The organism is Candidatus Defluviilinea gracilis (assembly GCA_016716235.1).
Lineage (GTDB): Bacteria > Chloroflexota > Anaerolineae > Anaerolineales > Villigracilaceae > Defluviilinea > Defluviilinea gracilis.
Map to the genome: position 1 here is coordinate 2162339 of JADJWS010000001.1, position 12960 is coordinate 2175298.

Below are 12960 nucleotides of genomic sequence, written 5' to 3' on the forward strand. Positions count from 1 at the left end.
CTCCCTCACCCACCCTTCAACCCCACCACCTCAAACACCTCCAGCGGCTGTGCCTTGCCCTTTACCGTCAGCGGCGCGAAGGGATTTGCTTCCACTTCATCTTTCACGCGCTCGTACGCCTCTTTGCTGATGAGGATCTGATTCTTCGCCGCGTTTTCCTGAATGCGTTTGGTCGTGTTCACGCTGTCGCCGAGCGAGGTGAATTCGAGTCGCTTCTCGGTGCCGATCCAGCCAAGGACGGCTTCGCCGTAGTGAATGCCCACGCCGAAATCGAGATGCGCCTCTTTCGGTAATTCGGAATGTAATCGCGCAATCGCCTCGCGGATCGCCAACGCGGACTTCACCGCCCGCAACGTGTGATCGGGTTGCAGGATCGGCGCGTTGTACCACGCCATCACCGCATCGCCGAGGAACTTATCCACTGTGCCTTCCTGTGCCAGCACCGCGTCGGCCGCGGCGGCGAGATATTGATTCAACACCGCCACCAATTCTTCCGGCGAATGTTTTTCGCTGTACGAGGTGAAGCCGCGCACGTCTGCAAACAACACGGTGATAAAAACTTTTTTGCCGCCCACTTGCAAACTGTTCGGGTCGATCTGGTCGAGCACGGCGGGCGACACCATGCGTTGCAACAGTCCGCGCTGGGCTTCGAGTTTTTTGCGCTCGGTCAAATCGTCCAACACGATCGCCACGCCCTGCGTTTTTTGTCCCGCGTCTTTCAACGGCGAGAGATTCAAACGCCAGTCAATGTTGCCGCCTTCGGCGCGCGATTGGCTGAGTTCAAGCCCGATGACCGGCTTGTCGCTTTTTCGCACCGACTCAAGATGCGGGATGATGTTGCTCGCAAACGTAGGCACAACTTCATCGATCTTCCTGCCGACGATCTCCGCGGATGCCTGCCCCAAAATGGACGCGGCGGCTCGATTACACAGGGTGATCTGGTCCTCCACGTCGGCAGTCAACACGCCCGAAACGATGGAGGCGAACACATCGTCCATGAGGTTTTTGAGTTCGGTCACTTCGGCGAGCGTGCGCTTGAGGGAGGAGAACAGCCGCGCGTTCTCGATGGCGACAGCGGCTTGGTTGGCGAACGCGATTAAAAGGTCGCGGTCCGATTCGGAAAATATTCCCGTGCGGATGCGGTTGTCGGTGTAGATCACGCCGGTCAGTTCGGTCTTCACCATGAGCGGCACGCACAAAATGGAGCGCAGGTTGAAGGCGATCACGCTTTCCGTGCCGCTAAAGCGTTTGTCTTCGAGCGCGTTGGTGGTGAGGATCGCCTCGCCGGTGTCGATCACTTTTTGCACGATCGTGCGGCTGATGTTCGATTCGTTCTGATTGATCGACTCCTGTTCCCAATTGCGCGCGATGCGGATGACCATCTCGCCGCGTTCGTCGCGCAACATGAGGAATCCGCGCTCGGCTTCGGTGAGGCGGATGATGGTGTCCATCACGGCTTGGAGCACTTCGTCGATCTCGAGCGTGGAGTTGACCACCTGCCCGATCCCCGCGAGCGCTTGCAAGTGACTGAAGCGTTGTTCGAATGGGACGAGCGCCTCGCTGATACGCTGGAGCGAGGTGTCGAGAGTTTTCAATTCTTCAAGAGTTTGGGGAGTTGCGCCGGCGCTGACCGAAGCGCGGATCTTCTCTGCCTGCTTGGTGACTGCGATCACCTGGTCATTGATCGTGATGGCTTTCGCCTTTGCCGTGATCGTCGCCATGAAGTTTCCTTTGAGCCTGGCTAGGTTCTGGGTGAGTATTTGCCCGTCCAAAAGTGACGGATGCGGGCAAGGGTGATCTGTGATCGCAGGGCGAACGCCGCGCGCCGCGCTTCCACGGGGTCTGCTGTTCTGGAAGTATAAAGGGATGTTTGGTGTTCGTCCAGAAGTATTTTGATGCGCGAGGCGGCGTCGGGGATGATTTTTGCAAGTTTCTCGGCGCGTTCGATGGGCGTGGCGTCTACTTGCGCTGGCGCGTTCATTTGCCGCAAGCCGAAGTTGACGCTTTCGAAGGATTTTTCGATGGGAGAGAGTCGCGCCCAGCGTTCCCAGTTGAGGATCCAACGCGGGGTTTCAATGCCGCTCCGTTCGATGGTGGCGCGCACCACGGAAGGCAAACGATCGGAGAGCGAGTAGCGGCGGTTGAGGAAAAACGCCGCAACGGCGATAACGATCAGCGTGAGGAACAGATATAAGGTCGGAAGAAGCGAGGCGGGTCGGGTTGTCCCAGCGTCCACAAGTTCATCTTCCAATCTCGGGTCGATGGGTTCCTCGGGGAGTTGTTCTTCGCCGATCAATGTGCCGGGGTTGAGCAAGCCGGCCGGCGAATCGTCCTCGCGCGGCGCGAGCGGGCGGTCTAACGGGGCTTGGTTGCCGGTGGGTTCAAATTCCACCCAGCCGATACCGGGGAAGTAGACCTCGGGCCAGGCGTGCGCGTTCTCCTTGCGGACGGTGAAGGTGTTGACCTCGATCTCCTCCACTTCGCCGGCGAATCCCTCTCCGGATGTGGAGCCTGTTCCCTGCGCGAAGCCGACCGCCATGCGAGCGGGGATGCCCAGCGCGCGAAGCATGAGTATTTCTGACGAGGCGTAATACACGCAATAGGCTTGCTTGTGTTCGAAGAGTATCCATTCGAGTTTGTTTGCGCCGCGCGGCGCGGAAGGGATGGTCGGCGAGTATTCGATGTTCGCGCGCAGGTATTGCGTGATGGCAAAGGCTTTGTCGTAGGGGGTTTCGGTGTTTGCGGTGATATCGAACGCGAGGGCGCTGATGAGCGGCGAGAAATCATCGGGGAGTTGCAGGTATTTGTCGGTGACCCATTTTGGGTACTCTGTTCCCGCCGCGCGCAGAGCCTCGATGGTGGGGTTGTTCAGCGCGGCTTTCACCTGGTAGGTTTCGCCCGGCAGGATGCTGGGGGTTGCGTTCCATGAAACGATATCGAGTTGATCGCCGCCGGGCGCGGTGAGCATGGAACCGGGCCGGCTGACCCAGACCGGTTGCGAGGGGGAGTATAACAACGAAATCCGTTGTTCGCCGGTGTCGAAGTTAAACATCGCCGCGTTGGTATCGTTTACCCCGGGCAGTGGGTTGGCGGGGGAATATTCCTCGCGTGTTGTGCCGGTGGTGTACCACTGGTCGTTTGAAAAATAATCGTATGCGCGCCCGCGCCAGTAATAACGCGGCGGTTTTTTGTCGAACGCGAGTTCGGGCGCTTCCACTTTGAACATCAAAACATCGGACAGTGGGAAGCCCACGCCCAGTTCGAGCTCGGTGCCGAAGAATTCGCCGGGTCTTCCGCCGCTCGGAGAGTCCAACGCGCTGACGGCATTCTCAAACCGTTCGGTAAAATTTTTCCAGGGTTCTGAAACGCGGTTCCAGGCGCGGCGCGCGGCTTCGACGCGCAGGATGGAGGAGGGAGTCAGCCATGCCGCGAGGAGGATGAGACTCGCCATGATCGCCATGCCGCCGGTCAGGTCGATGCTGTTTTCGGGCGAGAGGAACACCCGCGATTGTTTCCATTGTGATTGCTGGTTTAGGAAGTTCAGCCTTCCCAGGAGCAGAAGCGCGAAAAGAATGAAAAAGCCGATCAGCAACAAGCGGCTCGCGATCGCGTTATCGTAACTTTGGATAATGAGAACCCCGAGAAAGGATGGCAGGCTGGCAAGCAAAAAGTTCTGGTGGCGCGTCAGGGCATAACCTGCCGAGGCGCTCAACGCCCAGAACATAACCGACATCATGGCGATAAAGAACAATGGGTCTTCAACGGGACGGCGCGCGACAAATTCCGAGATCGAAAAAAGCAACCTGCCGCCGACGCTAAGCAGTTTTTCCTCCATCTTCACAGGTCCCTCGATGAGGGAGGTCCATAAGAGTGGAAGCAGGAGGAGCATGTAGAAGAAGGACAGCCAACGCGCTGTGCGGCGACGGAATGTGCTGTAACCCAGCGAAAGTCCAATGGCGGAGCCCATCCAGGTGAAGCCGCGAATCAAGCCCAGATCCTCTGTCCATTCGGTGGCGATGAGGCGCGATGCGGCAATCTGCAAAAGGAGGATCAGCAGGATAACGGCGGTCCAATCCCACCAGCGCGAGAGAGGGGCTTCGGGCGATTTTTTCATCGGGGGGTAGTGTACAATACAACGAGGTGACACGTCAAATACTGGAGAGGGGTATTTCTTGAACGTTCTGCCGCAAGGCATCGGAAATAGGCGCTTGACGCAGTTGTCGCGCTTTTCTAAATTGATCGCGCAACTCTCTACCGTGCATTTGCACCGCTAAGTGTCGCCATGGCGCCATGCGACACCCGCAAAGAACGCAAAGAAAACCTTTTTCACTTGGCGACCTTAGCGCGCTTTGCGGTAAAAATCTTCTCATGTGCGGTAATCTGATTACGAATCAAAATGCCAGGGCAACGTGAACGTTGCCGTACTTTGCGACAATGAGGAGGAAGAGATGGGTTCTTTGATTCAAAACGGGATCGATTGGATCCTTGCCATACAATCGCTGGGCGGCTGGCTCGAAGCGCCCCTGAAATTTTTTACGTTCCTCGGTTCGCAGGATTTTTTCTTCCTCGTCCTGCCGTTCATTTACTGGAGCGTAGACGCCGGGCTGGGCATGCGCGTGGCGGTTGCGTTGATCGCCAACGTGAGTTTGAATTTCTACATTAAGTTATGGTTTGCAGGTCCGCGTCCGTATTGGGTGAGCGCGGAGGTGCAAGGGCTGACGGCTGAAACTTCGTTTGGGGTTCCCTCCGGGCATACCGAGAATGCGGTGGCGGTGTGGGGGACGATCGCCGCATGGATCGGAAAGCGCATTGCATGGGCGCTGTCAATCGCGGTCATTTTCCTCGTCGGCTTCTCGCGTCTCTACCTCGGCGTCCATTTTGTTCACGATGTGCTGGCGGGTTGGGCGCTGGGCGCGGCGGTCTTGTGGCTCATCCTGCGGTTTTGGGATTCAGCGGCGGCGTGGTTGAAAACAAAACCGGTCGCCACTCAAATGACGTTGGCGTTCGCGGTTTCTTTGTTGATGATCGCTCTTGGATACGTCAGCGCGGCGCATTTGGACGGTTACACCTTCCCGGAGGAGTTCCGCGTCAATGCGCTTCGCGTCTCCGACGAGTTGCCTGCCCCGGCTTCCCTCGAAACGATCGTCACCTCCGCGGGGACGTTCTTCGGTCTCTTCGCCGGTTTGGCGTGGCTCCTCTCACGGGGCGGGTATCAGGCAGACGGTCCGGGCGCGAAGCGGGCGCTGAGATTCTTCGTCGGCTTGATCGGGGTTTTCATCCTATGGCGCGGGTTGGGAGCGGTGTTGCCCGATGGGGAAAGTCTCGTCCCGTTGATGTTGCGATATTTGCGTTACACGCTGGTCGGTTTTTGGATCTCCGCCGGGGCGCCGGAGTTGTTTTTTCGTTTCAAATTGGCAGACCCGAAGATATAGGGGAATGCAGTTGATATAATCCCAAATCTAGTCCTATTCTCTGGGAGCATAACGTTTTCGATGACACTTGAGCGAGGCGCGTTACTTCATAAACGATACCGCATCGTTGAAATTCTTGGGCAGGGCGGCATGGGTTCCGTCTACCGGGCGGTGGATGAAAACCTTGGCGTGGACGTTGCCGTCAAGGAAAATCTGTTTACCACCGACGAGTATGCGCGGCAATTCCGGCTCGAGGCGGTGATCCTTGCGAATCTTCGCCATCCGAATCTTCCGCGCGTAACCGATCATTTTGTCATCGGCGATCAGGGACAATATCTGGTGATGGATTATATCGAGGGGGAAGACCTGCGCCAACGCATGGAGCGCATGGGCAACATCACAGAAGATGAAGCCGTGCTCCTTGGCGCGGCAATGTGCGACGCGCTCCAATATTTACACACGCGCAAGCCGCCGATCCTGCACCGCGATTTGAAACCGGGCAATGTCAAAATTACCCCGGATGGACATGTCTTTCTCGTAGATTTTGGCTTGGCAAAAGTGTTGCATGGCAGTCAGGCAACCACCACCGGCGCGCGCGCCATGACGCCGGGCTATTCTCCTCCGGAGCAATACGGCACAGCCCGCACCGATCCGCGCACAGACATTTATTCGCTCGGCGCCACGTTGTACGCGGCGTTGAGCGGCATCATCCCGGAAGATGGTCTCGCCCGCGCGATGGATAACACGCAACTTACGCCGTTGCGTAAACGCAACAGCAAGGTATCGCGCCGGCTTGCCTCCGCGATCGAACGCGCGATGGGCATCGACCCGGCGGAACGGTTTCAAAATGCGGAGGAGTTCAAAAATTCCCTGTTAGGTTCCAAAGGCAAGACCCAGCGCCTGCCGGGCGATTACGTCATCCAGCCGGCGCCGGCGGAGGACAGGTCTGAACCGTACGAGATGGGCGCGATCGAACGCGCGTCTACGCCGCCGGACATGAGTCCATCAGGCGGATTGCTCTCGCCCGAAGAGGAGGGGCCCATCTTTAAGCCTCCAAAGCGGAAGAAGAAAGGGTTCATCCGCCGGTTCGTTACCGCTGTTTTATGGCTGTTGTTGATCAGCGCGGCAGTGATCGTGGGCGCGGCGCGTTTTGCGCCGCAGTTCATCCCGCCCGCGTTGCTCGACACGTTGGAATCGCTTCACCTCCCATTCCTGTTTCCGTCCGCGGTTCAGACGAATATTCCCGCGCCAACCGCAACACCGACCGCCACCGAGCCGGCGGTGGAAGCCACGGCAACGGTTCAATCCACCTTCACGCACACTCCCACAAAACTCCCCACCGCAACGCTGAACCCGACCAGCACCCCCACGGTCGATCCCTCGTCGCTTGGCGAGCCAACCCAAATTGGCGGAACGATCGGGCAGGTCGCCTTCGCATCCGCGCGGTTAGGGATTCCACAAATCTTTATCATCAACACCGATGGCTCAGACCCCGTCCAACTCACGAACCTTGAACTAGGCGCGTGCCAGCCATCATGGTCGCCGGATGGGGCGCGGTTGGCGTTCATTTCCCCATGCCGCGCGCGCGGTGAAGTGCATGAAAACATCTACTCTGACGCGGGGATCTATCTCATTAATGCCGATGGAAGCGGATTGGCGCCCCTCACCGAGACTCTCGGAGCAAACTTCGACCCTGCCTGGTCGCCCGATGGGACGCGCATCGCGTTCACGTCCAACCGCGATGGGCGAAACGAAATTTACACGCTGGAGATCGCCAGCGGTCAGGTGACCCGGCTCACTACATCGGATGGCAGTATCGAAAGCGCGCAACCTTCCTGGTCGCGCGATGGCAGGATGATCGTCTACACCGTCAAACGTTTCGACGCCTACCAAGTCTGGGCAATGTCTGCCAATGGCGAAGACAAGGCGCAGTTGGTCCGCAGTGGACAACAGTTGTGGGATTATTTGCCGTTCTGGTCTCTGGACGGTTCCACCGTGTTTTTTAACCAGCGGAACCTCGCCCCAACGCGCCCGTGGTTGATGAGCATTCCGTTCGCGGGGCATGATACCCTGACCCCAACTAAGCTGGCGTTGCCAACGCCAATTGAGGATGTGGAATTTTCGCCGGATGGATTATGGATCATCTTTGAAAGTTCGAGCGGCGACGGCAACCGAGACATTTATTATTCCACAGTGAGCGGCGGCGACCGCATGCGTCTCACCGACGATCCCGAAGTGGATTTCGACCCAACCTGGCGACCGGTTACTGGTCAATAACCCTTCGCGTTGCAAATCGAAACAATGCCTGCCTCTAATTAACTACAGAGTGCTTTTGGACGCAGACCCTTGCACCGCCCGCAAGGGCAGGTGTAAACGTTGACCCACGCTGATTCAAAAGAATGCAAATCCGCGTTTTCTGCGTGAACAGCGTCCCGATTTTTATAGTGTAAGGTAATCTGTGCCTGCCTTTCTGAACGGCAGGCATTTTCTTATACACTTCTTATTGACTTCCCTTTTTGCCTCGTTTATCATTCATGTCACAAAGAATAGCACTCTCAAATCGAGAGTGCTAATCATGTAAAGCCATGGTCGAACTCACCGAACGCCAAAAGACGTTGCTTCTATTAATAATCCGCGATCACATCGAATCGGCCGAGCCGATCGGTTCGAAGCGGCTGGTCGAGAATTATCGCCTCGATTATTCGCCCGCCACGATCCGCAACGAAATGTCCGCGCTGACCGAGATGGGATATTTGCGCCAGCCTCACACCTCCGCGGGGCGCGTGCCCACCGAAGAAGGTTATCGCTACTTCGTCAGCCAGATGATGCCGAACGCCGAATTGCCCGAGGCGGTGCAACACACCATCTCGCATCAATTCCACCAATCGCGCGCCGACATGGATCAGTGGATGACGCTCGCCGCTTCGATCCTCGCGCATCAATCGCAGGGCGTTTCGGTCATAACCGCGCCGCACGCCGAGCAATCGCGCTTCAAACACGTGGAATTAATTTCCACGCAGGGACGCCAAGTGCTGATGGTGCTTGTCCTCGTCGGAGGGGAAGTGAGTCAGCAGATTCTGACTTTGGCGGAACCTGTGACTCAGGAGCGACTCAGCCAGACCGCCACGCGTCTTAACGCCCTTCTGGCTGGTCTCGCCGTGGACAATATCTCTGCCCTTGCGACTCCTTCCGACGCGCTCGATCAGGATATCCTCACCCTCATTCGGCAGGATGTGCGCCGCACCGCTGAAAGTAGTTCAGGTGAAATTTATACCGACGGCTTGACCAACGTTTTATCCGAACCTGAATTTGCCGAGTCGGATGAAGCGCGGCGGGCGTTGAAAATTTTTGAAGAGCGATCCACGTTACGCGACCTGCTTGCCCGCACAACAACCAACACCAACATCGGCGGCTTGCAAGTGTTGATCGGCGGCGAAGGCGAATGGGAAGAACTGCGTCAATGCTCGATGGTCATCGCGCGATACGGAGTCCCCGGCATGGCAACAGGGACGTTGGGCGTGTTAGGTCCCATGCGCATGTCGTACACGAAGACGATTCCGACGGTGAGATATGTCGCGGGCTTGTTGAGCGATCTGGTGAATGACACCATTGCAGGTGAATAAGAGTCTATCCAAAACAGGAGCGCGGACTTAAGTCTGCGCTCCGAAGTACTCCGAAATAAACATAAAGAGAGTGAAAGCATGACGAATAAGAAGAACCACAAACACGAAACGCACGAGATCAAGATCGAAGCGGCGGAAATGCCCGAAGCGGAGAATCAGCCGCAAGGGGATGTCGAAGCGTTGAAGCGTCAACTCGAAGATGCGGAAGCGAAACTCGCCGAAAGCGTCGAAGGCTGGCAACGTTCGCAGGCGGATTTCCAAAATTACAGAAAGCGCGTCGAGCGCGATAACGAAATGACGTTTCTCTCGATGAAGAGCGACATCGTCAAGAAAATGTTGCCTGTTCTCGATGATCTGGAACGCGCTCTGCAAAACCGTCCCGCCGACGATGCGTGGGCGAGCGGCATCGAATTGATCGCGCGCAAGTTGCAAAATATTTTAGATGTGGAAGGCATCAAGCGCATTGAGGCAACAGGCGCGGAGTTTGATCCGAGATTCCACGAAGCGATCTCGCATGAGCATAACGAAGATTTTGAAAGCGGTCATGTGATCGAAGTGGTGCAAAACGGATACATGCTCGGCGAGCGCGTGATACGTCCCGCGTTGGTGCGGGTGGCGCAGTAAAAATCATACTGCGTACTGCGTATTACGCAATACGCAGTGGATGTTTGTAATGCGACATTTATGTCGCTTTTGAGTTGCACCAGGGTAAGGGCGACATAAATGTCGCGGTACGAAACACGAATCATAGGAGAACTTTTTACATGGCAAAAATTATCGGTATTGATCTTGGCACGACAAACTCCGTTGCGGCGGTGATGCAGGGCGGGGAGCCTGTGGTGATCCCGTCGGCGGAGGGCGAGCGACTCGTCCCGTCGGTGGTGGCGGTGAATAAAAATGGCGAGCGGTTGGTGGGGCGCGTGGCACGCAATCAGGCGATCACGAATCCGCAGAACACAATTTTTTCGGTGAAGCGTTTCATGGGGCGTAAGTCTGACGACCCCGAAGTGGAACGCACGCGGAAGCGCGTGCCGTATGCGGTGAACGGCGCGGACAACGGCGACGTGCGCGTGCAACTTGGCGAGAAAGAATATTCGGCTCCTGAAGTGTCGGCGATGATCCTCGGCAAGATCAAGCGCGATGCAGAGGCATATCTCGGCGAAACCATCACGCAGGCGGTCATTACTGTCCCCGCGTATTTTAACGATGCGCAACGCAACGCCACCAAAGACGCGGGCAAGATCGCGGGACTCGAAGTCCTGCGAATCATCAACGAGCCGACGGCTTCATCGCTGGCGTATGGACTCGACAAAAAGAAAAATGAAATTATCGCGGTCTACGATCTCGGCGGCGGCACATTCGACATTTCGATCCTCGATGTGGGCGACGGCGTGTTCCAAGTCCGCGCGACGAGCGGCGACACGTTCCTCGGCGGCGACGACTTCGACCTCCGCATCATGGATCATCTTATCGAGCAATTCAAAAAAGACAGCGGCATTGATCTGCACAACGACCGTCAGGCATTGCAGAGATTGAAGGAAGCATCCGAAAAAGCGAAGATCGAACTTTCGACGACGATGCAAACGGAAATCAACCTGCCGTATCTGACCGCCGACGCGACTGGACCGAAACATTTGGTGATGACCCTCACCCGCGCCAAACTCGAACAACTGACAGCCGATCTTGTTGACCGTACGATTGCCCCGCTCAAACAAGCCTTGTCCGATGCGGGATTGCAAGCGAGTCAAGTGAATGAAGTGGTGATGGTGGGCGGCATGACGCGTATGCCTGCTGTGCAAGAACGCGTCCGCGCTTTCTTCGGCAAGGAACCTCATAAAGGTGTGAACCCCGATGAAGTTGTTGCGGTCGGCGCGGCAATTCAAGCGGGCGTGCTGGGCGGCGAAGTGAAAGATATTTTGTTGCTGGATGTAGCCCCGCTCTCGCTCGCCATCGAGACGTTGGGCGGAGTCGCCACAACTCAAATTGAACGCAACACGACGATTCCGACTCGCAAGAGTCAGGTGTTCTCGACTGCAACCGACAGCCAGACGCAAGTTGAGATTCATGTTCTGCAAGGCGAGCGCCCGATGGCGGCGGATAACAAGTCGCTGGGCAAGTTCATTCTCGATGGGATTCCTCCCGCGCCGCGCGGTGTTCCGCAGATCGAAGTGACGTTCGATGTGGACGCGAACGGTATCCTCAAAGTCAGCGCGCAGGATAAGGCAACGGGACGCTCACAACACATCACGATCACGGCTTCGTCTGGTTTATCGGACGCGGAAGTGGAACAGATGAAGAAAGACGCTGAATCTCACGCGGAAGAAGATCGCAAACGCAAAGATTTGATCGAAGCGCGCAATCATGCCGATAACACCGTCTACGCGGCGGAGAAGGCATTGCGCGAGTTCGGCGAGAAAGTCCCTGCTGAGGTCAAAACGGAGATCGAGACGAACGTCGCTGCGGTGAAGAAAGCCGCAGAAGGTGAAGATGTGTCGGCGATCAAATCTGCCACAGACGCGCTAGGGCAAGTGATTCAAAAGATTGGCGCCAGCGTCTACGAGCAGAATCAGGCCGCGGGTGGGGGAGAGGCGGGCTCTACATCCAGTGAGAATCCTGATGTGGTTGAAGGGGAAGTAAAGGAATAGGAAAGTCGAGAATTAGAGGATTGGAGAATTCTCTAATCCTCTAATTCTCTACTCCTCTTGGTTTATGTCTAACGATTATTACGAAACCCTGGGCGTGGGACGGAGCGCGAGCGATGACGAGATCAAAGGCGCGTTCCGTAAGCTCGCGCGTCAGTATCATCCCGATGTGAACAAAGAGCCGAACGCCGAGGAGAAGTTCAAAGAGATCAACGAGGCGTATGGCGTGCTTTCGGATTCGGATAAGCGCGCGCGTTACGATCGCTTCGGCAAAGCGGGGCTGGGCAACTCGGGCGGCTTCCACGATTACACGTCGGACTTCGGCGATATTTTTGAGGACTTGTTCCGCGGATTCGGATTCTCGACAGGTGGCGGGCGTTCGCGTCGGTCGCCGAGGCGCGGGCGCGATCTGCAAATGCAGATTACGTTGACGTTCGAAGAGTCTGTGTTTGGCGTGGAGAAAGAGATCGAATTCCAGCGCGAAGAAACTTGTTCGCATTGCAACGGCAACGGCGCGGAGCCTGGCACGTCGCCTGTGAAGTGCGCCACTTGTAACGGTCAAGGCGAAGTGCGGACTGTGCGGCAAACGTTTTTGGGTCAGATGGTGCAATCGTCTACTTGCCCGACGTGTAACGGACGCGGTGAGACGATCTCATCTCCGTGCAAAACTTGTCGCGGGAGCGGATTGGAACGCAAGAAGGTAAAGAAGAAGGTGCAAATCCCTGCGGGTGTGGATGCGACTATGCAAATCCGTTTAACGGGGGAAGGCAATCCTGGTGAGAATGGCGGACCGAACGGAACCGTGTATCTGATGCTGGATGTGAAGCCGCACAAGTTTTTCAAACGCCGCGAGAATGACATTTTGTTGAATCTCGATATCAACGTGGCGCAGGCGGTCTTGGGCGCGGAAATTGAAGTGCCGACGATTGACGGCGAAGAGAAGTTGAAAATCCCCGCTGGGACGCAACCCGGCAAAGTATTTCACTTGCGAAATAAAGGCGTGCCGCATGTGCGCCGAAGCGGACGCGGCGACCAGTTGGTGCTGGTCAATGTGGCGGTGCCAACCAAGTTGACGAAAGAGCAACGCGAGTTGTTCGAGAAGTTGGCAGAGAGTTTGGGGACGACGGTCAAGCCGCAAGAAAAAGGATTCTTGGATTGGTTGAATGAGGCGTTGGGGGGGTGATGGGGAGAGGAATGGAGAATTAGAGAATTGGGGTTAGAGACTGGAGACTGGTAAATGGTAATTGACGAGTGGACGTAATGACATGATGGGGACGTATGTTA

The 12960-nt window shown here is 56.5% G+C and carries 8 protein-coding genes; 6 read left to right on the forward strand and 2 right to left on the reverse strand.

The genetic code is table 11. The features are described from left to right. Positions 1–5: 5 nt before the first annotated feature. Together IPM31_10160 and IPM31_10165 are read right to left on the reverse strand one after the other, a co-directional pair. Entirely contained in the window at positions 6–1721 is a 1716-nt protein-coding gene (locus IPM31_10160) for a GAF domain-containing protein (protein ID MBK9007342.1), read from the reverse strand. Between the two features lie 20 nt (positions 1722–1741). Next, positions 1742–4114: a transglutaminase domain-containing protein gene (locus IPM31_10165; protein MBK9007343.1), complete on the reverse strand. Its 2373-nt coding sequence runs from the start codon at positions 4112–4114 to the stop codon at positions 1742–1744. A 334-nt stretch (positions 4115–4448) separates the two neighbouring features. On the opposite strand from IPM31_10165, the gene IPM31_10170 reads away from it, so the two are divergent. The 6 genes from IPM31_10170 to dnaJ all read left to right on the forward strand — a co-directional run bounded on the left by IPM31_10170 (position 4449) and on the right by dnaJ (position 12859). Beyond that, entirely contained in the window at positions 4449–5432 is a 984-nt protein-coding gene (locus IPM31_10170; protein ID MBK9007344.1) for a phosphatase PAP2 family protein, read from the forward strand. A 60-nt stretch (positions 5433–5492) separates the two neighbouring features. Continuing rightward, complete coding sequence (locus IPM31_10175; GenBank protein MBK9007345.1) at positions 5493–7688, forward strand: PD40 domain-containing protein; 2196 nt, start codon at positions 5493–5495, stop codon at positions 7686–7688. Between the two features lie 308 nt (positions 7689–7996). Further along, on the forward strand, positions 7997–9034 hold the full coding sequence (gene hrcA, locus IPM31_10180; protein MBK9007346.1) for a heat-inducible transcription repressor HrcA: 1038 nt from the start codon (positions 7997–7999) through the stop codon (positions 9032–9034). A 78-nt stretch (positions 9035–9112) separates the two neighbouring features. Then, positions 9113–9658, forward strand: coding sequence for a nucleotide exchange factor GrpE (grpE, locus tag IPM31_10185; protein ID MBK9007347.1), 546 nt, complete (start codon positions 9113–9115; stop codon positions 9656–9658). 140 nt (positions 9659–9798) lie between these two features. Then, positions 9799–11679, forward strand: a complete 1881-nt coding sequence (gene dnaK / locus IPM31_10190) for a molecular chaperone DnaK (GenBank protein ID MBK9007348.1) — start codon at positions 9799–9801, stop codon at positions 11677–11679. Between the two features lie 64 nt (positions 11680–11743). Next, a complete protein-coding gene (dnaJ, locus tag IPM31_10195; protein MBK9007349.1) occupies positions 11744–12859 on the forward strand; it encodes a molecular chaperone DnaJ in 1116 nt (371 codons plus the stop codon). Positions 12860–12960 lie beyond the last annotated feature (101 nt).

Coding starts and splice junctions, on each gene's coding strand:
- IPM31_10160 (MBK9007342.1), bottom strand. CDS start 1,721: ATGGCGACGATCACGGCAAAGGCGAAAGCCATCACGATCAATGACCAG.
- IPM31_10165 (MBK9007343.1), bottom strand. CDS start 4,114: ATGAAAAAATCGCCCGAAGCCCCTCTCTCGCGCTGGTGGGATTGGACC.
- IPM31_10170 (MBK9007344.1), top strand. CDS start 4,449: ATGGGTTCTTTGATTCAAAACGGGATCGATTGGATCCTTGCCATACAA.
- IPM31_10175 (MBK9007345.1), top strand. CDS start 5,493: ATGACACTTGAGCGAGGCGCGTTACTTCATAAACGATACCGCATCGTT.
- hrcA (MBK9007346.1), top strand. CDS start 7,997: ATGGTCGAACTCACCGAACGCCAAAAGACGTTGCTTCTATTAATAATC.
- grpE (MBK9007347.1), top strand. CDS start 9,113: ATGACGAATAAGAAGAACCACAAACACGAAACGCACGAGATCAAGATC.
- dnaK (MBK9007348.1), top strand. CDS start 9,799: ATGGCAAAAATTATCGGTATTGATCTTGGCACGACAAACTCCGTTGCG.
- dnaJ (MBK9007349.1), top strand. CDS start 11,744: ATGTCTAACGATTATTACGAAACCCTGGGCGTGGGACGGAGCGCGAGC.